This window comes from Segatella copri, assembly GCF_009494835.1.
In the GTDB taxonomy this organism is placed as follows: domain Bacteria; phylum Bacteroidota; class Bacteroidia; order Bacteroidales; family Bacteroidaceae; genus Prevotella; species Prevotella copri_F.
In genome coordinates this window covers 103,676-130,098 of record NZ_VZBE01000026.1, presented here as the reverse complement: position 1 = coordinate 130,098, position 26,423 = coordinate 103,676, and the positions used below count along the sequence as shown (strand labels likewise).

Annotated in this window: 22 protein-coding genes; 9 read left to right on the top strand and 13 right to left on the bottom strand. The window is 45.3% G+C overall.

What is annotated here, in order from left to right:
- Positions 1 to 15: 15 nt before the first annotated feature.
- Positions 16 to 1,350, bottom strand: a complete 1,335-nt coding sequence (ftsZ, locus tag F7D47_RS05060) for a cell division protein FtsZ (RefSeq protein ID WP_153084988.1) — start codon at positions 1,348 to 1,350, stop codon at positions 16 to 18.
- A gap of 161 nt (positions 1,351 to 1,511) precedes the next feature.
- Between ftsZ and F7D47_RS05055 the strand changes: the two genes are divergently transcribed.
- The gene (locus F7D47_RS05055) at positions 1,512 to 2,081 is read left to right on the top strand and encodes a hypothetical protein (RefSeq protein ID WP_228113419.1); all 570 of its coding nucleotides are present in this window, start codon (positions 1,512 to 1,514) and stop codon (positions 2,079 to 2,081) included.
- Between the two features lie 161 nt (positions 2,082 to 2,242).
- Here F7D47_RS05055 and F7D47_RS05050 read toward each other — a convergent pair whose 3' ends face one another.
- The 4 genes from F7D47_RS05050 to F7D47_RS05035 form a co-directional block, all read right to left on the bottom strand.
- On the bottom strand, positions 2,243 to 2,875 hold the full coding sequence (locus F7D47_RS05050; protein ID WP_153084986.1) for a response regulator: 633 nt from the start codon (positions 2,873 to 2,875) through the stop codon (positions 2,243 to 2,245).
- A gap of 45 nt (positions 2,876 to 2,920) precedes the next feature.
- The gene (locus tag F7D47_RS05045; RefSeq protein WP_153084985.1) at positions 2,921 to 4,768 is read right to left on the bottom strand and encodes an ATP-binding protein; all 1,848 of its coding nucleotides are present in this window, start codon (positions 4,766 to 4,768) and stop codon (positions 2,921 to 2,923) included.
- A gap of 234 nt (positions 4,769 to 5,002) precedes the next feature.
- Complete coding sequence (locus F7D47_RS05040; protein WP_153084984.1) at positions 5,003 to 7,861, bottom strand: leucine-rich repeat protein; 2,859 nt, start codon at positions 7,859 to 7,861, stop codon at positions 5,003 to 5,005.
- A gap of 100 nt (positions 7,862 to 7,961) precedes the next feature.
- Positions 7,962 to 8,444, bottom strand: a complete 483-nt coding sequence (locus F7D47_RS05035; RefSeq protein ID WP_153084983.1) for a hypothetical protein — start codon at positions 8,442 to 8,444, stop codon at positions 7,962 to 7,964.
- A gap of 560 nt (positions 8,445 to 9,004) precedes the next feature.
- On the opposite strand from F7D47_RS05035, the gene fldA reads away from it, so the two are divergent.
- From fldA to F7D47_RS04995, 8 genes are all read left to right on the top strand, one after another.
- Positions 9,005 to 9,499: a flavodoxin FldA gene (gene fldA / locus F7D47_RS05030; protein ID WP_153084982.1), complete on the top strand. Its 495-nt coding sequence runs from the start codon at positions 9,005 to 9,007 to the stop codon at positions 9,497 to 9,499.
- A gap of 81 nt (positions 9,500 to 9,580) precedes the next feature.
- Positions 9,581 to 9,934, top strand: a complete 354-nt coding sequence (locus F7D47_RS05025) for a DUF2023 family protein (RefSeq protein ID WP_022120342.1) — start codon at positions 9,581 to 9,583, stop codon at positions 9,932 to 9,934.
- 348 nt (positions 9,935 to 10,282) lie between these two features.
- The gene (locus F7D47_RS05020; RefSeq protein ID WP_437181632.1) at positions 10,283 to 14,644 is read left to right on the top strand and encodes a cobaltochelatase subunit CobN; all 4,362 of its coding nucleotides are present in this window, start codon (positions 10,283 to 10,285) and stop codon (positions 14,642 to 14,644) included.
- A 64-nt stretch (positions 14,645 to 14,708) separates the two neighbouring features.
- Positions 14,709 to 15,404, top strand: a complete 696-nt coding sequence (locus tag F7D47_RS05015) for a hypothetical protein (RefSeq protein WP_228113418.1) — start codon at positions 14,709 to 14,711, stop codon at positions 15,402 to 15,404.
- Between the two features lie 56 nt (positions 15,405 to 15,460).
- Positions 15,461 to 16,051 (top strand): MotA/TolQ/ExbB proton channel family protein, encoded by a 591-nt coding sequence (locus F7D47_RS05010; RefSeq protein WP_022120345.1) that lies wholly within the window; start codon positions 15,461 to 15,463, stop codon positions 16,049 to 16,051.
- 55 nt (positions 16,052 to 16,106) lie between these two features.
- On the top strand, positions 16,107 to 16,451 hold the full coding sequence (locus F7D47_RS05005) for a DUF2149 domain-containing protein (protein WP_022120346.1): 345 nt from the start codon (positions 16,107 to 16,109) through the stop codon (positions 16,449 to 16,451).
- A gap of 68 nt (positions 16,452 to 16,519) precedes the next feature.
- A complete protein-coding gene (locus F7D47_RS05000; RefSeq protein WP_153084980.1) occupies positions 16,520 to 17,020 on the top strand; it encodes a calycin-like domain-containing protein in 501 nt (166 codons plus the stop codon).
- A gap of 6 nt (positions 17,021 to 17,026) precedes the next feature.
- Positions 17,027 to 19,201 (top strand): TonB-dependent receptor, encoded by a 2,175-nt coding sequence (locus F7D47_RS04995; RefSeq protein WP_153084979.1) that lies wholly within the window; start codon positions 17,027 to 17,029, stop codon positions 19,199 to 19,201.
- 178 nt (positions 19,202 to 19,379) lie between these two features.
- On the opposite strand, the gene F7D47_RS14875 is transcribed toward F7D47_RS04995, so the two are convergent.
- The 8 genes from F7D47_RS14875 to F7D47_RS04950 all read right to left on the bottom strand — a co-directional run bounded on the left by F7D47_RS14875 (position 19,380) and on the right by F7D47_RS04950 (position 26,354).
- The gene (locus tag F7D47_RS14875) at positions 19,380 to 20,408 is read right to left on the bottom strand and encodes a hypothetical protein (protein WP_228113417.1); all 1,029 of its coding nucleotides are present in this window, start codon (positions 20,406 to 20,408) and stop codon (positions 19,380 to 19,382) included.
- Between the two features lie 7 nt (positions 20,409 to 20,415).
- Positions 20,416 to 20,901 carry a hypothetical protein gene (locus F7D47_RS04980; protein WP_228113416.1) on the bottom strand — a complete coding sequence of 162 codons (486 nt, stop codon included), beginning with the start codon at positions 20,899 to 20,901 and terminating at the stop codon, positions 20,416 to 20,418.
- A 197-nt stretch (positions 20,902 to 21,098) separates the two neighbouring features.
- Positions 21,099 to 22,394 carry an ATP-binding protein gene (locus F7D47_RS04975; RefSeq protein WP_153084978.1) on the bottom strand — a complete coding sequence of 432 codons (1,296 nt, stop codon included), beginning with the start codon at positions 22,392 to 22,394 and terminating at the stop codon, positions 21,099 to 21,101.
- Between the two features lie 254 nt (positions 22,395 to 22,648).
- Complete coding sequence (locus F7D47_RS04970) at positions 22,649 to 22,963, bottom strand: hypothetical protein (protein WP_153084977.1); 315 nt, start codon at positions 22,961 to 22,963, stop codon at positions 22,649 to 22,651.
- Positions 22,964 to 23,163: 200 nt separating this feature from the next.
- Entirely contained in the window at positions 23,164 to 23,649 is a 486-nt protein-coding gene (locus F7D47_RS04965) for a hypothetical protein (RefSeq protein ID WP_119228862.1), read from the bottom strand.
- Positions 23,650 to 23,710: 61 nt separating this feature from the next.
- Complete coding sequence (locus tag F7D47_RS04960) at positions 23,711 to 24,550, bottom strand: energy transducer TonB (protein ID WP_228113415.1); 840 nt, start codon at positions 24,548 to 24,550, stop codon at positions 23,711 to 23,713.
- 40 nt (positions 24,551 to 24,590) lie between these two features.
- A complete protein-coding gene (locus tag F7D47_RS04955) occupies positions 24,591 to 25,832 on the bottom strand; it encodes a tetratricopeptide repeat protein (RefSeq protein WP_153084976.1) in 1,242 nt (413 codons plus the stop codon).
- A 39-nt stretch (positions 25,833 to 25,871) separates the two neighbouring features.
- Positions 25,872 to 26,354, bottom strand: coding sequence for a hypothetical protein (locus tag F7D47_RS04950; protein ID WP_153082873.1), 483 nt, complete (start codon positions 26,352 to 26,354; stop codon positions 25,872 to 25,874).
- Positions 26,355 to 26,423 lie beyond the last annotated feature (69 nt).

Here is a 26,423-nt window from a genome sequence, read left to right as displayed (position 1 = left end):
TGCATCAGCAAAAAGCTATTCATCTTCCGTAATGATGTCTAAATCTTCAGCTATTTTCTTCAGTCTGTCTCTTATCCTCTTCGCCAAGGTTGGTGGCTTTTGCTGAATGACAGGCTTTGGGGGCTCTTCTTCTGTGACTGGAGATTCTTCTGTCGGAGCATCGGGGATGAGTGGGGGCTGCTCATCATCAGGGATGTCTGTAGATTCTGTGTTTGAGGACTCTGTAGGAATATCCTCTTTTGGGGAATCTTCTTTTCCCCGTGATTGGAAGTCGTCACGTATCGGATGATAAAGCTTGTCGATAATTCTCTGGTAATCATCTTCATCCTTTGTGGTTGTGACTGGATTGTCCTGAATTTCATCTGCCAGTTCGTTGTTGAGACCTGTTGCCAGGATGGTTACTTTGGCATCCTCATCCAGACTGTCATCATCTGAAAGACCCCAGATAACCTTGATGTCTGGATTCAATTCATCGAAGAAGGCATCTATCTCTCGCATTTCCCTTACGAAAATAGGGTGCTTGCTGGAGGTATAGATGTTGAAGAGGATGCGCTGTGCATTGCTGATGTCGCTACCATAGAGTAATGGGGAATCCAAGGCATTGAGAATGGCATTCTGAACTCTGCCTTCTCCGCTGGCCCTGCCCATCGCCATGATGGCACCGCCGCCACTCTTGATGGTGGTCTCGATGTCACGGAAGTCGAGATTGATGGTTCCTTCTACGGTAATCAGCTCAGAGATGCTCTTGGTGGCATCGCTCAGTACCTTGTCTGCCAGTTTGAAGGCATCCTTTACGGTAATTTCAGAATCGGCATATACATCGCAAAGCCGTTCGTTGTTGACGATGAGCAAGGCGTCCACGTTCTTGCGCATTTCTTCTACACCTTGTAAAGCCTTGACGATTTTCTTTCGCTTTTCAAAATAAAATGGAATGGTGATGATACCCACCGTCAAGATGCCCATGCTTTTGGCGATGCCTGCGATGACGGGTGCTGCTCCTGTGCCGGTACCGCCACCCATGCCGGCTGTAACGAATGCCATCTTGGTTCCGTCATCCAAGAGTCGCTTGATGTCTTCCTGGGTATTCTGTGCTTCGCTTCTTCCCACTTCAGGATTAGCACCTGCTCCCAAACCGCTCTTTCCGAGCATGATTTTTACAGGCACTGGTGATTTGGATAGCGACTGGCTATCCGTATTGCAAACGGCAAAGCTCACATTTACAATACCTTCTGAGTACATATTCTTAACGGCATTACATCCGCCACCACCCACACCAATCACCTTGATGATGTTCTTGGTGGTGTCTTCTGTCTGTCCGAAATCTATAGGTGTCCAATCTTCTTTCATCATTTTAATTTTCAATTTTGACCACAAAGATACATATAAAGAGTCAGATTACCTATGAAAAAATAAATGCAAGCCTTGCAAAAGATAATTTTTCCAAGGAGTGAAACGAAATTTCCCATTCTTTTTGTATTTATGCAACCAATATGCAAGAAGAGACAAGAAATATGACAGTAGAGGAGAAGGCCGCTCTGGTAAAGCAGCTTTCCACCCAGCTTTTGGCAGAAGGAAGGACAGACCTTTTGCTGAAAGCCATCAGTGTGCCCGTATTGGAACAACTCCGTATTGAGGCGGCAAGGGCAACTCTCAGCCCTTTGGTCATTACGGAAGATTACCGCTTCTTGCTCCCTGACTATGGCAACAAGGAGGTGCAGCTCAGTCCAATCCACAAGGCTCTCTATCTCCTTTTTCTGAATCATCCGGAAGGAATAGAGTTCAAGAATCTGGTGGATCATCGTGAGGAACTGCTCTCTCTCTACCGAAAAACCGGCAACAGAATCGACCTTGAAAAAATCACAGAAACAGTGCGTCGCCTGACGAACCCTCTTGATAATGCTATCAATGAGAAATGTTCGCGTATCAAGGCTGCCTTTTCTGATTTGATGGACGAATATCAGGCTGACTATTATATCATTAATAGCCACGTGAAGCGCCACCAAGGCTCTTCAATGAAGATATGGTTCGAGAGGTTGAAAATTATCAACCTCCCGAGGGAACTTGTAATCTACCAATGTTGATCATTTGTCACATGTTCCGCAATTGGAACAGCCGTTACACGTCATCCTGCTGCCGCAGGTCTTGCAATGCTCTCAGAAAAAAGCCTGAGGCTTGACAATCAAAAAAGGTATGACTTCCACTATAGCTAGATAGAATGGAAGGCCATACCTTTTTTGAATGATCAATGCTTAATGAATTCCAACCCCATCTGCATCGCTTTTTTCACCATCTGCGCCACATTGCCGACTTGTAACTTGTGCATCAAGTTGTGGCGATGAAACTCAACGGTGTTGGTGCTGATGTTCAGCTCTTGGGCGATGGCATTGGTGGAATGTCCATCGGTAATATATTCCAAAACTTCCATTTCTCTGCTGGATAGGTTGGCTTGTCTAGTATTCTGCTGGTTGATGAGCCTGACAAACTGTTGGCTGTAATACCCTTTTCCGTCCTCTATCTTGTGCAGGGCTGTGAGCAACTCTTGTGGGTTGTCTCCTTTCAATACGATGGCATCTGCGTCTTCGCTCATCAGTTGTCGTATGGTCCATATTTCTTGGTGCATCGTATACACCACAATCTTTGTCTTGGGATGCTCATGATGGAGCAACTTGATGAGAACCAATCCATTTTCATTGCTTAGTTCCAAGTCGATGATGATGGTATCTATGTTCTCTCTCTCGATGATTTCCTTGGCAGACTGGAGATTGGAAGCACACCGTATCTTGGTGTATAGACCATCTTGCGAGATGAGTGTTTGCAAACCAGCCAATACGATAGGATGGTCGTCAATGATGAGGATACTTTTGCTTTTTTCCATAATGATACTAGTTGAATGCAGCCTATTGTGAGCCAAAGCTCATTGCTATAGTTGATACTTTATTTCTACTTGATACTCTTCGTCCGTATTTCTTACCTGTAGCTCAGCTTGCAGCGCTTCGGTTCTCAACTTCAAGGTGTCTTTCCCGATGCCTAATTTGCTTTGAGTGATGGGATGAAGGGGCGACAAGTCGTTGGTGACAGATATGACACCTTGGGACCCGATGGTATCAAGTACGACGCTGATCATCTTGCTGTAACCATACTTGATGGCGTTGGATACGCATTCCTGGATGATGCGATAGATTTCAAGAGCTTTGTCGCTAGGGACGTTCTGTTTCTTGAAAGAGGTGCTGATGAATGGCTTGACGATGGTTCCATCTTCGGCAGTCACCGACTGGCAATAGATTTCTATCAACTCTGTGAGCGATGTGTTGTCAAATCTTGGTGGTATCAGTTCATGTGACAGGCGGCGTACATTATGTCCCACGTTCTTGAGCAATTTTTCAGCTTCCTCTTTGTTGGTTTGCATCATAATGTTTACTGCCAGGATGTCGTTGCACACGCCATCGTGCAATTCCTTGGCAAGACGCTTGCGTTCGTTCTCCACACCGTTGATGTAGGAGGTCTTCTCTGATAATTCGGCACGCTGTTTGTCCAGTTTCTTGCGGTATAGGATGACGAGGAGGGCAATCAGTAGCGCAATGAGCACCAAGATGAGCCATAGAATACGAATGTAGAGCAAACTCTGCTCGTGGTTCATCTTCTCTATTTGCATCTCTTTCTCCAAGGTCTTGTACTTGACATTGAACTCGCTCAGTTGCTTGTTGATGTCGCTTTGTTTGAGGGAGTCGCTCTGTAGGTAAGCCTCGTGCATGGTTTGATATGCTTGAGCGGATTTTCCCATATTGTGAAGGCACTTGGCTTTCGTGGCGAGGAGTTTGTCCTTGGGCATCGTCTGATTGGTGCCCGACAAGCGGGTGATGCTGTCTAGAAGTACCCATTGCTCGGCGTATTTCTTCTGTTGCCCCAGTAAGTCTGCCTTGATTTCCAGTATGCCCAGCACACCATTGCTCGTAGATGCCAAGTTGCGACTGGCTTCATTGGCGTATGTCATATAGGGGGCGATGGAGTCGGTCTCGCCAAGCACCAAATAGGATTTGAGCAATGGGGAAAGGTATTTGAGTGTCAATACGTTGTAGTTAGCTTGCTTTACCAAATACCATATAGGGATGAGGGTGTTGACGCATTTCTGGTATTCTCCTTGTCGCATCAGAATGGCCCCTTTGTTGATATGGGCAGACAGGCGTTCGATGGTGTCGTTGGTAGCGATGGCTTTCGATTCCGCCTTGTCGGAGTACTCAATGGCTTCTGGGTATCTCTTCTGCTCATTGAAAAGCACGGAGATACAGTTGTAGAGATAGATTTCGTATTCTGTGTTCTTGCTTTCGATGGCTTTTTGGATACCCTTTTTATAATAGGTGAGCGAGGAGTCCAGTTCGCCTATCTTGCGATAGCAGATGCCCATTGCTCCACACATGGCAAGCATGCCATCGTAGTCTTTTATCTTTTCGGCAAATGGGATGCCTTCCTTGCCGATGGTAATGGCCTCTCTCATTTTTCCCAAGTCTGTGTATGCGGTCATCTTCTCGCTGGTAAGCCAACTGCGAGTGGTGTCGGCGCAGTCCATTTGGAGTGCGCTGTCGATGAGGTGGATGACCTTTTCCTTCTCACCTGCGGCATTATGATTGGCGGCTTCCTGGAGCAAGGAATACGCTAGCTTCTCGTCCTTGCCCTTGTCCTGATGGCAAGCGGAAAAAAAAGCGATAGTGGATAGAAGAAGGACAATATATGTGAAAATAGTGTATTGTCTATGATGTATCATTTGCTTCATTTACTTTTGTGATGAATGGTTGTACGTGCAAAGATATGAAAAATAATCTGAAGTGACGTTTTTTTTATGGTTAAAAAAGTTGGGAGTAAAGTTTTTCTGCAAACATGACCGCTTTCCTACGGAAAACCATAGGTTGTATGCAGTGGTATTCGGTAGAAATGGATGAAAAAAGGCAACAGACTCGTCATATAGTCTGCTGCCTTTCTCTGTAGTGCTATGCGTCTGTCAATTCAGTTATTTCAGCACCTTACGACCATTGATGATATATATGCCATGCGTCGGTGACTTCACGCGGCGCCCTTGCAGGTCGTATATCACATCGGTGTGGGTGTCATCTGCCGTAATGCGCTTGATGCCGCTCACAAGCCCCTTATGCTCGTCGTCCATTTCTGTTATGGTGAATTTCGTCCACACGGCATCGGCATCATAGACATAGAGTAAATCTGTGAATGTATAGACCATGGCTGTGGAGGCAAGCTTGGCAAATTGATAACCGCCATTTGTTATCTCCGGTGGAGTGGAGCGATAGGCATAGATTGATTTCATGGCGTTGTTATCATAGAATGCTTTATCGTCGATGCCTTCGAGCGATGGCCCCATCAGTAAGGTCTGGATAGGACAGCTACGAAATGCATAGTCTCCAATATGGCGTCCACCCTTTGTGAGATCCAGTTCTGTCAAAGCGCATCCGTAGAAAGCACAGTCACCTATTGAGTCTGTGCGTGCAGGGAAATCGATTTTCTTGAGCTTGGTACAGCCAGAGAAACAATAAGCACGGAATTCCAGTGGCTTATTTGTTATGTTGGTTGATGCTTCGTTTGCGCGTGTTCCGACAGACGCATTCTCGGCAAACTCCACTCGCGAAAGGCTGCTACAACTTTCGAAACAAGATTTAGGAATGTTGCTTATGCTCGCAGCAAAGGTTACTTTCTCAAGAGACGTGCACCCCCAGAAGAGTGCACTTCCACATTCTGCATCGACAGCGTTGAAGGTGAGGTGCATGAGCGAGGTGTTGTCTCTAAAAGCTCTGCTCCCCACGTGCTTCAAAGTAGCCGGGAGGGTAAGTCTCAAAACCTTAGAGTTGCTGCTGAATGCACTTTCCCCAATGTGTTCCACGGATTTTGGCAGCGTAAACTCCATGTTTGTGCAAAACGAGAACGCATTGTCGCCAATCCATTTCACGGAATTAGGGAATTCTACGGATTTTACGTCTTTTGTATATTTTACAGCAGATGAACTGTTTTCTATATAGGTAGAAATGAAGTCATCGGCGATGGTGGTCGTTCCCTCACGGAAACGAATGTCGGCCGACTGTTTTACGCCGTAACGCACCGAAGCCTCACCGCTCAGGGCGATGCTGCCAAGATAGATCACATTGTCCACCGCCTCCTGCGATTGCATCCATGGAGTACCGTCCAACATATATCCTCCTATATGCACAAGAGATGACGGCACATTGATGGTCGCCACTTCCGAGTTGGAGAACGCTCCCTCTTCAACAGTAGTGAGACTTTCTGGCAATGTCAATGAAGTGATGCCGCTCTTGCAGAAAGCCCATTGGCGGATGCAGGTCAGACCGTTTCCGAAAGTCACCTCCTTCAGGTTTCCACAATCGTAGAAAGCTTCCCGTGCCACCTCTGTGAGGCTTGATAGGTCGGCCTTTGAAATCCAGCTTTTATAGAAGGCCTGGTAGCCTATCACGGTAGCCTTACTGAGGTCGATGTCTGTCACCTTCGTTCCGCTGAAAGCTCCTTCTCCCACAGAAGCAGGCTGTGAAATGCTACAGAAGCGCAGGTTCTCGCAACCGTAGAAGGCTTTATCCTCCACAGCATCAGCCGTTGCGACATTTTTCACTTCTATAAGATTTGCGCAACACCAGCAGATGCGGTCACCTATGCGCGTCATGCCTTGTGGCAGACTGAGCTGCTTGATTGGCATTCCGTAGAATGCGCCGCCGAGGTCCATAGTGTAGTTGCTATACACCGTGTTTCCGCCACCAAGCCCTGTCGATGAAGAATTTTTAATCACCTCCTCACGCTCGCTGAGATAATACTTGTATGTCGTACTTCCGAGACCAATGTCGCTACCCTCTCTTGTTGCAATGGTGCTGTAAAGTCCCTCGTCTGCCACAAGCTTGACATCGCTGATGTCAAGCACTTGCAGTTTTTTGAACCTGGCATTGCTGTGCAGCACATCAATGTCATCGCTGCCCATCTTGCCGTGCAGCGTCAGCGAACCGATGGCTGTCGTCTCTATATCGATGAGTTTGTCACGCAGAGTGTTCGGCTCGGTGAGAGTGATGTCCTCCACGCTGCCCGTAATGGTAAAAGGCACTACATTGAGAGTGTATGATGCGGTGGCGGCAGGATGATTCTCCGTACGCTCCACTGCGGCAGTGATGGTTGTCGTGCCGTATGACAGGGCAACTACTTTTCCGTCGGCATCGATTCTTGCCACGTTCTCATTGCTACTCGTGTATTTTGTCTTGAGCCCCTTATAGTCATAAAACCAATTCGCATCGTACTGCATCTCTGGAAAGGCTGTTTCCTCACCAAGGACGGCGGTCAAGCTGTTTTTGCTCCACTCAAACTGAGGCTTCACATCTTCACCGATGGTGATGCTGTAAATCTTTATCCATGCATTTGAGGGCATGCCCAATTTGAGTGTTATGTCGTTTTGCAGCGGTGAGTTTGTTTCATTGGTCCAGTTTATAGGAAGTCCGCCCTTCTCATCAATACTTATCTCACTCTGGGTTAACACATATTCGTTTTCCTTCTCTCCATCAATAGAAAAACTGCAGGCAAATCGTGTGTCGGGACAAATGATGGAGGCATTATGTACATATTTACCACTTTTGTTTTCTATCACCACACAGTTGTTTGTCTGGTCATAGCGGTATTTCGCATTTGAATCGGTGCTGCTAAAATACACCGGTATCCCCACAATGTCCTTACCGTTGTCCGCCAATTTCTTCGCCTCCTCAAAATAGTTGTATATTTCCTTGGCATTGTACGTTCGCGCAGTCGCAGTCTGCACTGCCAATAGTACCAATGACAGCATGGCAAGCAATGTTCTTGTTCTTCTGGTTCTCATAATTCCGAGTGTTTATTTGTTTGTAAAAAAACGCAGACGAGAAATGGCCTGCGCTTTTGATTGTTGTATCTTAAAACTTTTATGTTGGTTCGTAGATAAATTAATTCTTGTCGAAATCCTTTATCTTTGCCGATGGCTTGATGTAGGAAATCTTAAAGTCGATATTCGGCTCTATGTCTGCAAGGATAGCGTTCACGAAGTCTAGTCCATCCTTGGTGATGTCCTCGTCAGGAATATTTATTATCACGTTGCCGATAACAGCGGAGACGCCAAAGTCGGCGTTATAATCGAATGTTACGCCCTTGGCTTTCTTCAGAGTCTCGGCAAGTGGTGCGCCTACAGTGATGGTGGTGCCGCCTGCCTCGATGCTCTTGGCATTAGGCTTTGCCTGTACAGTCTGTTCTGTAGTCTCGCCAGCCTGTTTTGCAGTGTTAAGGCTGTCGGTCGCCACGGAGTCGTTTGTTGTCACAGAGTCAGTTGCTGCCACGGAGTCTTGCTGCGATGCGTTGGCGGTTGTCTTGTTGCCACATGCCGACATGGCTATTATACCTACAAGCATCATAAAAGGAATGATTTTTCTCATAATAAATGTATTTTTGTTTTGTAATTTCTTACAAAATTAGAAACAAAACGTAAAAATTCATTTTTTTTGCAGCACAAACTACTGCACAGAAAAGCAAAACTATGGTTTTCCATAGGATGTTATCTGTGGTTTTCCGTAGTTGTCGATATATAGATACCTATTCGATGGTAGAATAAAAATTACAAATTCATTAAGTTTAACATTCAATAATGTCTGAAGAGATGCAGATCAGACTTTTGCTGGTTACGACCTCTTGGTGGAATGGGGAGAGCAATTTTTGCTTAGTATGTAGACTTTACAGAATAATTTTTGATGCCCTTTTTGTTTTTCAGAAATCAATAGATATTCAGAAAAGCGATGACATTGCATATAGAGGCACAATGTCTATACGCTTACCCGCAGGACTTTAGAAAGTTTTAGGATGAATCGTCCTAAACCTTTTTATCTATCCCCATATTTAGGTATTTCTGCGAAACCATCATTTTTAGGTATTGCAGATGATGGAAAAAGGATGTATCTTTGCACCCGAAAATAAATGTAACTAAAAGTAAGATAGACAAATGAAAACAACAATCGTAATTTATGGCTCTTCTACTGGCTCATGCCAGTCGATTGCCGAAACTATCGCCTCTAAGTTGGGCGTGGAAGCTGTAGATGTAGCTAACATCGATGATGCTACTATCACAAGTCATGAGAATCTTCTTCTCGGTACTTCTACATGGGGTGCCGGCGAGATGCAGGATGACTGGTATGATGGCGTGAAGACATTGAAGAGTGCCGGCTTGGCTGGCAAGACTGTGGCCCTGTTTGGTTGTGGCGACAGCGAGTCTTACCCTGATACATTCTGTGGCGGCATGAAGGAACTCTATGATGTTGCCGTTGAGGCTGGTGCTACCGTATTGCCTGGCGTTTCTACAGACGGATACACCTATGATGACAGTGAGGCAATTGATGGCGACAAGTTCCTGGGACTCGCACTCGACGAGGTGAACGAGGACGACAAGACAGAGGAGCGTATCGATGCCTGGCTCGAGGACATCAAGCCAGCGTTATAATTTTACAAAAATATTTTTCAAGAATTGGAGAATGATGGAATTCTCTGATTCTTGGTTTAAAAACAGATAAATTCGGATAGTATGCAGCAGGAAATCGCAACACCAGTAGATTTGAAGGTTCTGATGAATCATATATATGAATATAAGAAGGGCGTGCGCCGCCTGGTGCTCTACACCTTCAACAAGAAATATGAGTCTTTTGCCATAACTAGATTAGAGCGTCAGAACATTGATTATATCATCCAGCCGGTTGGCAACGACCGTCTGAATCTCTTCTTTGGTAAGAAGGAATGTCTGGATGCTATCCGCATGATAATCACCAAACCGTTGTGCCAGCTTACGCCGGAGGAGGATTTCATCTTGGGTGCCATGCTGGGATATGACATCTGTGCCCAATGCGAACGCTATTGTGAGCGCAAGAAGAAGGTTTGCTAAGCTTTTCTTTCATCTTCGTAATGTTTTATGTTTATAAGTAGAAAGAGCGTGATTGCCGTAATGGTGATTACGCTCTTTCTGCATATTTCGGAATAATTCCTCTTTTTGATGCCTGTTCTGACGGAATAATTCCTCTTTTTGAGGGCTGAAATGGAAGGAAAAGTCCTGAAAACACTACTTATTTATTAGTACAGACTATATCAATGCGTTTAACCTGATACCTAATTCTAAGTATAAAAAATGTGAAAATCACAATTTCTCGGTATTGTACAATTTCTAAATAAGTCTTACCTTTGCAGCCCGAAAAAAGGAATAGATATGAAAAAAGGATTAGGAAAAATCAGAAAGATTAAAAAGAAACACATCTTCCTGGCCTTGTTGGCCGTGATCGTTCTGGGAGGTTTGGCGAAGGCTTACTCTGCCTGGGTGGGTACTACCCGCATCGCTTTCCTTAACTATCAGGCTATTGCGCTGGGACAGATTTCGCATGCCAACGACAATGCGATGATTAAACTGAGTGAGATCACAACCGATGATTTCGATCATCTGGATGATTACGATATGATTATCGTGAATGGTATGGGACTCCGAATTGACGAGAACCAGCGCAAGCAGTTGGAAGAGGCTTCCTACAAGGTGCCGACCCTGACTCATGCTGCTACCAACCCTGCCAACAATATCGTATCAGTAGATAACTTCGATGCAGATTATCTGATGCAGTACATCGAGAACGGCAGCAAGAAGAATTATCACAGTATGCTCGCTTACATCCGCAAGTTTATCGACGGAAAGAAGTTCATGGCTCCAGAACCGGAACGTGTGGATGAGCGACCAAACTATCTCCTGACTCATTTCGACCCGAAAGATGAGAAGGGTGATGAACTGGGTTTCAACAGCATCCGTGAGTACAATGCCTTCCTGGCGAAGAACGGATTATATAAGAAAGGTGCTCCTACCATCTTGCTCACCGGTTTTATGGGTGCGGCTCCTGATATGGAGAAGGCTTTTGAGAAGAAGGGATTCATGGTGTATCGCATCAACAAGCTGCAGAGCTTTATTGCCGGTCATCATGCCGACAGTATTCAGGCGAATGCCGTAGTGAATATGGCGCATGGCAGACTGGGCGATTACTTCGTAGAGTTCCTGAAGCAGAAGAATATTCCTCTGTTCTCACCTCTTAATATCAACCGCTTGACCACCGATTGGGAGAACGACAAGCAGGGAATGAACGGCGGTTTCATGTCGCAGAGCATCGTGACTCCGGAGATTGATGGTGCCATCCGTCCATACGTGGTTTTCGGTCAGCGCATCAACAAGGAGGGCTTGCAGGAGGTTTACGGCATCCCTGACAGAATGGAGAGTTTCGTGGAGAGCGTGCAGGGCTATGTGAATCTGAAGAACAAGAAGAACAGCAGCAAGCGTATCGCCATCTTCTACTTCAAGGGTCCGGGTCAGAATGCACTTACCGCTTCGGGAATGGAAGTGGTTCCATCGCTCTACAATCTCCTGGTTCGCTTGAAGAATGAGGGATACAATGTAGGCAAGTTGCCTGCCAATCCTCAGGAACTGGCAAAGATGATCCAGGCTCAGGGTGCCGTCTTCGGAACCTATGCGGAGGGAGCCTATACCCAATTCCTAAAGTCTGGACATCCAGCCTTGGTAACCGCCCAGCAGTTTGCCGGATGGACCCAGAAGGCTTTGTCTAAGAAGATGATCAAGGAGATGAACCAGCTCTATGGTTCCTTCCCTGGCAAATATATGGCTACCGATGACGGTAAGTTGGCGGTGGCAAGACTGCAGTTCGGTAATGTGGCTCTGCTTCCACAGGTGATGGCAGGTGTGGGAGGCGACTCCTTCAAGATTGTGCATGGCACCGACCAGGCACCTCCTTACACTTATGTTGCCTCTTATCTCTGGGCACGTTATGGTTTCAGTGCCGATGCACTCATCCATTTCGGAACTCATGGTTCACTGGAATATACCCCTAGAAAGCAGGTGGCACTCGACAGCAACGACTGGAGTGACCGATTGGTTGGTGTGGTTCCACATCTTTATATATATACCATCGGCAATGTGGGCGAGGCGATGATTGCCAAGCGCCGCACCTATGCCCAGACCCAGAGCTATCTCACCCCTCCTTTCAAGGAGAGCGAGTTGCGACAGACCTATAAGCAGTTGAGCGATGCCATCCAGTCATACGAGAAGAAGGCATCTGCCGAACAGTCGCTCAAGGTGAAGGCGCTGACCGTGAAGATGGGAATCGCCCGAGAACTGGGACTCGATGCCAAGCAGATGAACAAGCCTTATTCTGCAGATGAAATCGCGAGAGTAGAGAACTTTGCGGAAGAGTTGGCAAACGAGAAGATTACCGGCAAGCTCTATACTCTCGGTGTGCCATACGATAATGATGATGTCCGCACCAGTGTCTATGCGATGGCTACAGATCCTATTGCCTACGGAATGCTGGCAGTAGATAAGTTGAAAGGTCGTGCTCAGGAGGGTGTGGAGAAGCACAAGCAGCTTTTCGACCGTCTCTATCTGAGCAAGGCACGCAATACCGTGACCCAGCTTCTGGGTTCTGCCTCGGTTTCTGATGAATACATCTGCCGTTATGTAGGAATCACTCCTGCCGAACTCCAGATGGCTCGTAAGGTAGAGGCGATGCAGGCTGCTCCGGATCCTATCCAGATGATGATGCAGATGGCAGACCAGATGGGTGGAGCGAAGGAGGCGAAGCCGAAGAAGGTAGACCACCGTACGGTAAGCGAGCTCCGTGCTGCCAAGGTTTCTCATAAGAAGAAGATTCCGCAGATGAGTCGTGAGGCTTTTGAGAAGATGGAGCAGACCGGTCACTTCCCTGACAAGATGATGGAAGCCATCAAGAAGGGGCAGAAATGGTATCAGGAGGATTTGAAGAAGGCGAAGATGGCGAAAGCCGGCAAGGGCAAAGCATCTCAGAAATCTTCTAAAGATAAGGGTATGATGATGTCGAAAGCACCTAAATATACCCGTCAGCAGATTCATCTGGCTCAGGCGATTACTACCGTAGAGCATGCCTTGCAGAATGTGGGCAAGTATTCGGAGGCGCTCCGTCAGAGTCCGCTCAACGAGATGTCTTCTCTGATGAATGCCCTGAATGGCGGCTTTACCGCTCCATCTCCTGGTGGTGATCTGATTGTGAATCCGAACACTCTGCCTACCGGTAGAAACCTCTTCTCCATCAATGTGGAGAATACACCTTCGGAGGATGCCTGGGAGAAGGCGAAGGAACTTTGCGACAATACCATCAAGATGTATTGCGAGCGACATAAGGGTGAATATCCTCGTAAGGTAAGCTATACGCTCTGGAGTAGCGAGTTTATCGAAACAGAGGGTGCTACCATCGCTCAGATTCTCTATATGCTCGGTGTAGAACCGGTAAGAGATGCCTTCGGTCGTGTTACCGATCTGCGTCTCATTCCATCCAAGCAGTTGGGCCGTCCTCGCATCGATGTCGTGGTTCAGACTTCCGGTCAGCTCCGCGACCTGGCAGCATCCCGTCTCTTCCTCATCAACAAGGCGATAGAGATGGCGGCAAATGCCAAGGGTGATAAGTATGACAACCTGGTGAAAGCCGGTGTTACCGAATCGGAACGAGTGCTCGTAGAGAAGGGTATGTCGCCAAAGGAGGCCCGCGAGGTAAGTATGTATCGAGTGTTTGGTGGCGTAAACGGCAACTATGGTACCGGTATCCAGGAGATGGTAACCGCAGGCGACCGCTGGGATAAGGAGAGTCAGATTGCCGAGGTCTATATGAATAATATGGGTGCCTACTACGGTGATGAGAAGAACTGGGAAACCGTTCGCAAGGCTGCTTTCGAGGCAGCGCTGACCCGTACTGATGTGGTAGTTCAGCCACGACAGAGCAACACCTGGGGCGCTTTGAGTCTCGACCACGTATATGAGTTTATGGGAGGTATGAACCTCGCAGTCCGCAACGTAACCGGAAAGGATCCGGATGCTTATCTCGCCGACTATCGCAACCATAGCAATATGAGAATGCAGGAGGTGAAGGAGGCTATCGGCATCGAGGGCAGAACCACCATCTTCAATCCAGCCTATATCAAGGAGAAGATGAAGGGTGGAGCCAGCAGTGCCAGCACATTCGCCGAAATCGTAACCAATACCTACGGCTGGAATGTGATGAAGCCAAAGGCAATCGACAAAGAGATGTGGGACGAGATCTATAATGTATATGTCAAGGACAAGTACAATCTCGGCACCAAGGAGTTCTTCGACAAGCAGAATCCGGCTGCGCTGATGGAGATGACCGCCGTGATGATGGAGAGTGCCCGCAAGGGAATGTGGAAGGCTACTCCTCAGCAGCTCAAGGACATTGCCAAGCTTCATACCGAGACCGTGAACAAGTATAAGCCTTCATGCTCCGGTTTCGTCTGCGACAATGCCAAGCTCCGCAACTATATCGCCAGCAAGACCGATGCTGCTTCTGCCAAGGAATATCAGCAGAATGTAGAGCAGATCCGCGATGCTGAGGCTGCGAAGAACAGCAGCGACAAGGGTATGGTGATGAAGAAGGAGACGCTGAATGAGGATGCTCAGAAGACCACCACTGTGGTGAGCGGCATCGTAGTAGGTGTCATCGTCATCGTAGCATTCGTTGTGCTCGCAGTATATTTGCGACGTCGTCGCAAAATGATGAGTGAAGAATAATTCAACACTTAACAGTGAAGAATAATTCAACATTCAACATTTAACATTCAACATTTAAAAAAAAGTGGAGACATTAGTTTTAGTAATGATGATATTGGTTTGCTTCAGCTTTGTGCTGAAGCAGACCTTCCACGGAGTGAAGGAGATTATGATCATCTCGGTGCTCGTAGCCTTCTTCGTGGGAATGACCTGGCCATTCGCCATCGAGCAGTCGAAGACGCAGATTGCGGCTTGGATAGCCGACCAGAAGCTGATGCTCGATATGGCGGTGCTGCTGAGTATCGACGTGGCACTCACGATGCTTTTCTGTGTGCACCACGTAGATCTGAAGACTTCGGAACATGTGAGTCGCCGCAAATGGGTGTTCTTCATCTTCCTGAAGTATTTCCCGGGTTTGCTGGTTTTCCCAGTGCTTTTCAGCGTTTTGGTGATGACCATCTTCCTGCTTCCCGGCGTATCGTTCCAGGTAGTGGCATGGGTGCTTGCCGTAGTGCTGCTGGTCTTGACGCCGGTATTCACCTACGGTTTGAGATGGCTCTTGCCGGAGCGACCAATCCGCTTGGAACTGCTTTTCCTGGTAGAGGTGCTGCTCGGATTGATGGGCATCATCGGTACGGTGAATGGCAGGACAGCGGTGGCAGGCTTCAACAGTTTCGATGCCCTCTCGCTTCTCGGTGTCATCGCCATCGTCATCGTAGGTATGGCAATAGGATGGGGCTACTATCGCATCAAAATGCAAAAGATTAGCCAGAAACTGTAAAGGCGCAAGCCCCAACTCAACATTTAACATTCAACACTTAACATTATAAAAAAAAGATGAATTACATATCAGACGTATTGTTTTGGATTTCCACAGGCATGCTGGTTCCTGTGATTATTTTGTTGATTTTCTTCTTTCTCAGAGCCTTGCTGCTCCTTGGAGGTTTCTTCGGACAGTATCTTGTAAAGCGCAAGTCGGGTGCGGAGATTCGTGAACAGATGAACACCCTGACACTCGATAACATCGATACCCTGGGCGATCGCTTGCCAAAGAACAAGCAGGCTGTCATCGTTTCCTATATGAAGAAACTCGTGGACAACCGTCAGAGCAAGGCGCAGGTGAACCGCATCCTCGACCAGTATGCCCAGTTTGTTGAGAAGGATCTTTCTCTTCCTTCTACACTCCTGAAGATGGGTCCGATGCTCGGTTTGATGGGTACCTTGATTCCGATGGGTCCTGCCCTGGTAGGTCTTTCTACCGGTGATATTGCTTCGATGGCTTACAACATGCAGGTGGCTTTCGCTACCACCGTAGTAGGCTTGTTCTCTGCAGCCATCGGTTTCGTAACCAAGCAGACCAAGAACCGCTGGTACACCGAGGATATGAGCAACCTCGAGTTTATGGCAGACCTTTTGGAGGAAAAGTAAAAAGGCTTTTAAAGGTAAAAAAGTAAAAAGGTAAAAAAGTAAAGATATATAATTTATGAGACAGAGACGCAGAAATAGGCTTGCGCATGATGGCGAGGATGATGATCCGATGAGCGTAGTGAGCAACCTCTTCGATGTGGCGATGGTTTTTGCCCTCGCCCTGATGGTGGCACTCGTTTCGCGCTATAATATGACGGAAATGTTCAGCAAGGATAACTTCACGATGGTGAAGAACCCTGGCAAGGAGAATATGGAAATCATTACCAAGGATGGACAGAAGATAAATCGCTATACCCCTTCAGAAGACCAGAGTAAGAAGTCGGGCAACAAGGGAAAGAAGGTAGGCATTGCTTACCAGCTGGAGAATGGCGAAATCATCTATGTTCCGGAAGATAAATAATCGGGGATTGCAAATCCCCTCAAGCAGAAAAATAATTTTTATTGTAACTAAAAGAAAAATAAAGAAAAATGAAAAAGTTTAAGACAATGATGGCCATGATGTTGGCTTTGGTTTCTATGTGTGTAGCATTCAGCTCTTGCAGCAGTGATGATGATGACAATAATGGTGCTGGCTCTTCAGCAACAGCAGAACAGGTTGTTGGTACTTACGTTGGTGAAACAATGTCTATTGCTTTGGCAGGTCAGGGTGATATGGACCCATTGGAGAATGCAACTTTTAAGTTGGAAAAAGTTGATGATAGTCATGTAAATATCATCCTTCCTGCATTTGGATCTGCACCTATGGCTTTACCTTCAATTACAGTGAAGAATCTTGCTGTAACAGAGTCAAATGGTACTTATTCTATTCCTGAAACCAGTTTTGATCAAACATTGGAAAATGGCAAAGGTCTTTCTAAAACTGCTATAAAAGCAACTATAAAAGATGGTAAAATGCAGATTACTTTTGTTTTACAGTATGGTAAAATGCCTTTTATCATGAACTGTTCTTCAAATGCAACAAAGAAGTAATTGTCGATGAAACAAAAGATATTCGCACTATTCCTGATCCTTTGCGGATTGTGCCTGAATCTGAAAGCCGAAACCCAGGGCGATGTCGTGGGTAGGGTGCTCGATGATTCGGGCGCACCTCTGGCGGGTGCTACCGTCCAGATTTTGCATGCAAAGAGTGGGGTAACAACTGATGAAGACGGATATTTCCGCATTCCTTACAGCAAGGATGGAGCGGTGAGAGTGAAGGTGAGCTTTGTGGGCTATCAGACTCAGACTTTCGTACTGAAAGCGGATGAGAGAAAAGGTGAGCAGCATGTGCTTCGCCTTCAACCGGATGCTACTGCCCTCGATCAGGTGGTAGTTACCGCAACCCGAACTCCGAAGGCTTTGAAGGATGCTCCTGTGGTAACCCGTCTGATTACCGCCAATGATATCAAGATAGCTGATGCTACCAATATCCAGGACCTCCTCACCGAGCAGATGCCGGGTCTGGAATTCGGCTATGCCATGAATCAGGAGACTTCTCTCAATATGAATGGTTTCGGTGGAAACGCCGTGCTCTTCCTCGTAGATGGCGAGCGATTGGCTGGTGAAACCATGGATAATGTAGATTATAGTCGTCTGAACTTGGATAATGTAGGACGTATTGAGATAGTAAAGGGTGCTGCTTCGGCGCTCTATGGTGCCAATGCCGTAGCCGGAGTTGTCAACATCATCTCCCGTGAAAACAGCGAACCTTGGACTGCCAATGTCAATACCCGCTACAACGACTTCAACAAGGAGTGGCGCCACGGTGGAAGCTTCAGCTTCAATGCCGGAAAATGGAATTCGCAGACCAGCATCCAGCGCACCACATCAGATGAGGTTCAGCTTACCAGTCTTTTCGATACTGAATCCAATATCCTTCATATCTATGGTGGAGAGACCTTCAATGTGAAGGAGCGTCTTACCTACAAGCTCTCTGATAAGGTAAAACTGATAGGTCGTGGCGGTTATTTCAATCGTATCAGCAAGCGCAGCAACTATGATGATCATTACATGGATTATTCTGCCGGACTGAAGACCGTGATGAATCTTTCGGAGAATGATAATCTGGAGATTTCTTACGGCTTTGACCAGTATGACAAGGCTCGGTATAAGAATGATGAGCGTACTCACGACCACGATTATACCAACCGTCAGAACACCATCCGTGCCCTCTATTCCCATATCTTCGGCAAGAATACATTGACGGTAGGTGCAGATTTCCTGAACGATTATCTTACCACCTATCAGTTTGAGGATAATGAATCAAAGAATCAGAATTCATGTGATGCCTTCGCCCAGTTCGATTACAATCCTTTGCAGTGGTTGAACATCGTGGCAAGTCTTCGTCATGATTACTTCTCTGCATCCAGCCAGCATGCCACTACCGGTCGTCTGGCTCTGATGACCAAGTGGAAGGGTTTCTCCATCCGTGCCAACTATGCCGGCGGATTCCGTGCCCCAACCCTCAAGGAGATGTATATGAACTTTGATATGGCAGGCATGCAGATGATTTATGGCAATCCGGATCTGGAGCCGGAGAAGAGCAATAACTTCAACCTGGCGCTGGAGCATAGCGGCAGAGTGAAGAATGCCGGTTTCTTTACCGGTCAGTATAGTCTTACTCTGATGGGCTATTATAATAAGTATGATAAGCGCATCACGACTGGTGATTATGAAGACTATCAGCCTGGTGCCGGTCAGCCGCATGTGGCTTCGCGTTATTGCAACGAGGATGGAGTAGAGGTGAGCGGCATCGATTTCAGTGCCCAGTACCGTTCGGATATGGGACTCGGTGTGAAACTCGACTACAGTTATCTCCATGTAGGTGGCAGAAGTGTAGATTCCCAGTTCTCCCAGCCTCGTCCGCATTCTGCAACCTGGCGTCTCGACTACGATCGCCAGCTCTGTTCGTTCTATCGCATCAATGCCGCTCTGTCAGGCAGATACCTGTCTGCTCCTGATACGAACATCAAGAAGCATGACAGCAGTTATCAGTTGTGGAAGTTCACGCTTCAACAGCGATTCCTGGATGCCGTCAATCTGAACTTCACGGTAGATAATCTTTTCGGTTATACGCCAAAGAACTATTATTGGAGTTCTGCGATGACCACCGGCCGCACCTTCTCAGTAGGCCTTTCTATCGATATCGACCGTTTCGTAAAGGTATTCTAATAAAAATAGCAGGGTGGACCAGTCTTCCATCCTGCTTCTTTTTTCTGATAGCACCGCCCTAACTATATAAAAATAGGTAGTTAGGGCGGTGCTATCGCACTTTTTAATGTTCTTTTTGGGAACTGATACTGCCCCCATGAGATAGGGGGCAGGTCGGTGAAAAACGTTGAAAAATCGCCTAGAAATATCTCTTCCTCATTTTCTTCAAGAAATCCTTGGTGATAGGGAAGCCGGAGGCATCACCTATTACGGAGTCGATATGGCAGAAGGGACATTCGGCTGTAGGTGGCTCATCAGGGAGGTAATCCGTGATTTCGGATGGCGAGAAGATTTCGCAGCAGCTGAAGCAACCGCACTTTTCAGACTTCTCTATTTGTTCCTTGTTGCTGAAGCAGCAATCGTGAGCCTGGCGGAAGATCCTGTCTTTCTCCTCCTCTTCTTTCTGCTTTTTCTCAGCCTTTTCCAAATACCCCTTGAATCGTCTCTGAAGATAGAGCGGCACATGATAGTGAGGGGCGAAGACATACAGCGACGGAACGTGGTCGTGGTATTCGTATCCGGGACCATCTATCACGGTATAGCTGTCATCCGTCTCATCGTATGGCAGTTTATCCAATCCCCTTTTATCCTTGGCAGCCTGGTTTCTCTCCCAGATCCATTCGGTGGTAAGCGGAGTACCGACAACGATGGCAAGTTTCACCTCATTGCCACGATATACTTCCACGATGTCACCTTTCTGGAATCTAATCTGTTCTGCGTTTCTGCCTCGGAAGGTCTCGTCAGGATGACGGTCGTATGCAGGCAAATCGCAGACTCCGGGATAGTAAATGCTGAAACGCGAACAGCAGTAAGACCGGTCGATCAGTTTTCCCTCACCGTCATACACTCTTTCAGAAAGACATTCGCGGTCGTAGTGCAACAGTCCCATTGGAATTTCCGAGATATAATAGCAGAAGGTATCCAGCGGATAGTCGTCTTCCTCCTTCATCTTTTTGCGGTACTGGACATCCTGGTGCATCAGTCTCTCAGCCTCCTCCAAAGTTGTGGTGAAGGCTTGCGGACAATAGGTGTTCACCTTATATTTCGGATAATGTGAACGCTTTTTCTCCTCCAGCTCTTCCGTTTCTAAAACTTCGAGCTTGAAGATGGCAGGAACATCCCGATGCTGTGGATGCTCAGCCAATTGCTTGAAATCTTCGTATGTCATAGGATGGTTATCTTAAGAATTTGTGAAACTTAAGTTCAGGGAGACAACCTTCAGAGTCATTGCCTTCTTGATTGTTAAGATTCCTTTTGGTGATAGTTTTATGAATTTTCAGTTTTCTCATGTCCGACTTGCCGTTAGCTTTATGGTTACACCAAGGCTTGGGATATGCATGTCTTTTTTTGTATCTCGTGCCATCGCAGTTCTGGATAAAGATTTCCAATACTAATCCATCCATTTGACAATCATGCGGGATGTTGATGGCACGTCTTTGGATATCCATTTCGTAGAAGATACTTCCGTCCTTTTTGCAGAGCACGATGTCCAGATAGTCTGGCATATCAGGTATAGTTCCAGGCTCTGACATTTGTGGTCGAAACTCCCCAAACTCTTCCTTCACATACTCGAATAGTCCCCGAGTATATTTTTCGATATCCACCCCTACATATCGAGTATAGGTGTATTTGATGATACATAAAGACATTTTATTTGCCATTTTATTCTTTCTTTTTGGTTATACCTTTATAATATAGTAATATGAAGGGAAAATTTCAAAAAAAAGCGCCAATATTTTGAAAAAAAGTATTGGCGCTTGATTATTGAATTAGCGGCTTATAAGTCCGCCCTAACTATGTTAAAAAAGGTAGTTAGGGCGGTGGTATCCTAAGTGAGGTAAGGATGAGTGCCCTTTTCTTAGTCTTTTAATGTAGCCAAAGGTATAACCTTTACTCCATCTTCCCTGGTATAAGCCATTTCGCCTCCTGTCATGACAATCAGCAGGTCTGGCTCTCTGAGTGGCATCTGATGCTCTGTCTTGTTCTTCTCACGAATCAGATCCCGTAGTTGCAGGAGATGCTTGGCACCATCTTCTATCTCCCGACTACCCAACTTGCATTCTATCAAGGCATAGCGGCCATCTGCAAGATGAAGCACGATGTCTGCCTCCAGGTCATAGCGGTCGTGATAGTAAGAGACTCTACCTCCCAAGGCTTGCGAATATACCTTCAGGTCGCGAATGCACATACACTCGAATATGAAACCAAAGGTTCGAAGGTCTAATTCCAGACTTCTTGGTGACATACCCAAAGCAGCAACAGCTATGGAAGGATCTACAAAGCAACGCTTGGCTCCCGAACGGATTGCAGCGGCTGAGCGGATTGCCGGACACCATGCCTCCACATCTTCTATGACAAACAATCGTTGCAGGGCAGAAACATAATCATCAAATGTTGGCATCGACGTTTTCTCCATTTCTACCGTGATGTCTGCCAACATCTTGGATTTCTTGACGAGGGTGCAGATGTTCCGGGCATAAGAACGCATGATGAGTCGAGCCAAAGCTGGCTGTCTTCTTACGCCATCTACCCTCGATATATCTTCATCGCAAATCACATTTACGTAATCCTGTGCTATCAGTAATTGTGCCTCCTGCGAAGTGACGTCCAATGATGCTGGCCAACCGCCTCGGCAAGCAGCGAAAATCAGTTTCTCCACGGCCATGTCTGACAGAAATCCATCAATATCGTAAGCTGGGTCATCAAACAATAAACGTAAAGATATGGTGCCTGTTGATTCCTTTGACTCATAAAGGCTCATAGGATACATGGGCATCTTGGAGATGCGACCAGTACCCGTATGCATGATTTCTCCGTTTTTGTCTTCGACGACTGTAGAACCGGTTAAGATAAACTGACCTTTCTGGTTTCGCTCATCTACGGTATTCCGAACAGCATCCCATAAAACTGGTGCTACCTGCCACTCGTCTATCAGTCGTGGTGTTTCGCCTTTGAGCAGCAAGGATGGTTTGGTGCGTGCCGTCGCCAGATATCCTTCACGCTTATCTGGATCTTGCATCTTGATTACGCTCTTTGACTGCTGCATGGCCGTAGTGGTTTTTCCGCACCATTTTGGTCCAACAATCTGTACTGCTCCAAAGGCTTCCAGACGAAGTTGGAGCATTCTGTCTGCTATTCTATCTAAATACTTCATGTTCAATATGTTTTTGTTTGCAAAGATAGTAATAAATAGTGGAATCTACAAATAATTTTGTATTTTTGTGGTATTTTATTTTGTGTCTTAACGGTATTTTACTTTGTATTTTTGCGATACTTTACTTTGTGTTTTTGCGGTAAACGGTATTTTAATGTCCGTTTTCATAACTGATACTATTCTTAGGAGGAAAATAAAAAACATTCATGGCAATTCGCTATTATATCAATAGGAAAGCCATGAATGTAATAAGTTTATTGAAGTTTTAATTTTCTAGAACCTGTCCAACTTACTTTGCTGATAGATTCTGAGGAAAGTTCAAGTGTCTTGTAATCTTTGGAAATGGTACCTCGTAGGACTAAATCGTTGGCGTAAATGGTTATGTCATAGCCATTCGCTTCCCATTCTCCACTCCAAGTGGCGTCGTCTTGCAAGGTTTCCTTGATGCTGACTTTGCCATTGTTCTTGAAGGTAATGCGCAATGACTCAGTAAATGTGCTCTTATCCAAGTCTCTTTCGTCATCATATACGATGTCGTCTTCTACTTGGCGTGTTACCTTATATACCATTTTCCCTCTTTGTGCAACTGTGTCGCTAAAGATTTTTGTAGAGTCCACTTGTGGCTCTACTTTTTCGGAAACGATAGTGTCTTTTATTGCCGTACTGTCTACGGCTTCTGCATCTTTAGTCTGTTTGTTGCCACAGGCGGTAAATGATGCGACTAGGCAAACGCCTAATGCTGTGATAATAGAATGTCTCATGAGGCTTGTTATTTGATTTCCTTTACAATTTTTGCGGATGCTGCACAGTCCTTGGCTCTAACCAGAGTGATGTCACCTTCATAACTGTCTGGCAAAAGGGTAAAGTTGAGATGATCACATTCTGCAAAGCCATTCTTCATGTGATAACTAACATTTGTGAGAAACTTCTTGCCGTTTTGTATCAACACCAAGGCATCTCCTTCGTGTTGACCATCAAATGCATCTGCATAATCTTTCTTGACACCAGGCTTCTGTAATGCCTCCTTTACAGACATACCTACTGCCAAATTGTTTGATTTAGCAATACTGTCTGCTCTTGCAATACTATCAGCACGAGCTATGCTATCGCACCTTGCAATACTGTCTGTTTTAGCTTGTGCTATGGCAGCAGAATCAATTCCATTTTCATCCTTGTTACTCTTGTTGTTTGAGCAACTTGTGATGCTTGTTGTGAAACAGACAAACATCATCATCAAAAAATCTTTCTTTTTCATTGTCTTGTAATTTGAAGTTACCACTTTATAGAAGCTACTTTCCCGTTTTGGGTATAGATCCTTATTGTAATCTAAAAACGACAGGTGTTGTACATTTGGTTCGTACAGGTATTCCTTTTAGTTTTGCTGGTGTCCATTTCGGCATAGCCTTAACAACACGCAGGGCTTCCCTGTCAAGTGACGGGTCAACACTTCTAATAACCTTAACGTCAGACATGGAGCCGTCTTTCTCTATGATACTCTCTACGATTACACGTCCTTGTACGCCATTTTCCTGTGCTACATCAGGATATTTTACATTGCTGTTCAGATAAGACTTCATTGCACTTTCACCACCAGGAAAAGATGGCATTTCATCAACTTTATCAAGATCTTTAACTTCGTCGTAAACTGACTCTTCGTTTGGATTCCAATTTACAAGTTCATCGTATTTAAGTGAGTCGCTCTGCAATTGGAAAAACAGATCTTCTAAAATGACCCCATCGGGATTAGTTTGCCATGTTATCTTCTCCTCCTTCATCTTGACGTTGTCAATCTTGATATAGATACTTCCGTTTGCAGTGATGTTGTATGAGAATGAGAGACCAAGTTTAGAGATAGGTATCACGATATTTCCACCGCCTTTTCCTTCAGTATTAGCAGGTTTGAATACGATGTCCCACTCATTATTGTTCGACTTATTGTTGAAGAAATAATGATTTTTGATTTTTTTGTTAAAGTCGTTCACCAAATTTGGGCTTGGCTTAGTGACAGTTGTTGTATTGGCTTTTTGTGTAGTGCCTCGTCTTGCTTGTCCGAAGGTCGGACTTCCTGTTAGCATAACGAATATTGCTAAAATGATACTTTTTCCGATTTTAGAGGAAAAAGTGGTGCTTAATGTTTGTAAAAATGAATGCTTCATAATAAATGTAATGCTTTTATGAGTCCACTTAATAATGTTATTAATATATGACATTTGTAACCTTTCCGTTTCTAACCTTTACGATTCTAGGGAATACCTTCCCAAGAAGATTGGCCAGTCGGAGACCATAGGAAGGGATATATTGTTTGTAAGTACCAACTAAGTCTCTGTAAGGACCATTGTATTTGTACATTTGATATCTGCTACCATCAGTCTCAAAAGTCTTGAATTCAGTAAGGATACCTTCTGGCATACCTATATAAACCTTTCCCTTTTTAATGTTGTCGTATGCTCTCTGTCCATATTTCGCTACAAGACTTTTTTCTTGTGCTATCATTGATTTATAATTTGGTAAATTGGCCAGAATAGTTTTCATGTCTTGATTTCCTTGTTCTGCACCAATTTTCAGATACTTAACAAAGTCTGCGTAAGAAAGATTTTTGCTAATACCTAAATCATTCTTACCTTCCATTTTCAATAAATAGGCACCAACCAAAGCCTGAATTGCATCAAGGTTTTTTAGATCAGCTGCCTTGCGCAAATATTTGACTCCTTCTGGTATGTTTTTTGTTACACCCTTTTGTTTGTCACCCGCTAAGAGCATTGCACCATAATAATAGGCTGCTTCTGGAGAATTGTTTTTTACCGCTTTGAGATACCATTTCATAGCTTCCGAATCATTCTTAGCTACACCTTCGCCTTTATCATAGGAAAGTGCCAGATTGTATTGAGCCCGCGCATATTCTTGGTTGGCTGCTTTTGTATACCATTTCACGGCTTCTTCAAAGTTCTTTTCTACCCCGTTGCCATATTTATAGCAGACTCCCAAGTTGCATTGTGCCAAAGGTAGTCCTTGTTCAGCAGCTTTTGTATACCACTCTACGGCTTTTTTATGATTCGTGTCTACTCCTTCGCCAAATTCATAACAGTATCCTAAGCTGTTTTGTGCTTCTGCATATCCTTGTTCTGCCGCTTTTGTATACCATTTTGCGGCTTCTCCACGGTCCTTGTATTGTACTCCATAGCCATAGTAATAGCAGACGCCTAAGTTGTATTGTGCTTTAGCATTTTCTTGTTCTGCTGCTTTTGTGTACCATTTTACGGCTTCAGTTAAATTTTCCGTAACCCCTTTCCCATCATAATATGCTTCGCCCAGAGCATTCTGTGCTTCTGCTTCGCCAGACTTGGCTTTTAGCATGAGGGTGACAATGTTGGCAGTTTGTGCAAATACTCCCGATGCTGTCGCAAAGAAGAGTATCATGATTAGATAAATCTTTTTCATATTCTTCTTGTTTTTAATTGTTATTATTCCCAATATTGTTTACAAGTGTAAATGTATCATATCTAATAGATGGTTTGCAAAAATTGCGTTCCAATAGTTTGCAATAGGTGAGCCCTTAGGCAAAACAGGCATCTCTTGAAAATATGGATGCGTTACAACCATTGTATATTGATGAGTCCTTGCAAAATTTTTGAGATAGGCGAATGTCCCATGTTTTGTACGACAACATCCAACGATGATTTTGATAGTTGGAATGCTTGCTACAATATTATACCAATCTTCAAATCTACTATCGACTCCATCACCAATGGTAATAACTGCAATTTCTGCCGTTCCATTGCGTTGTAGAATAGCCAGTTGCTCTTTCTTGAGATTGATGGAACGGCTATCATAAAGCCATCCTTCACGATGTGAAATTAAAAGTTCTATCAATCTGGTAGCACTTAGTGTCTTGCCATGATTGCCTAATGCGCTGATGGCTATCAGTAGCTTTTCTGGCTTTGTATTTTCTAATTTTTCCATAAGCTAATCATTTACTTTTTGGTTATTTCATTTTTAGGCATAAAAAAGGTGCGAACCGATTTCATTCTG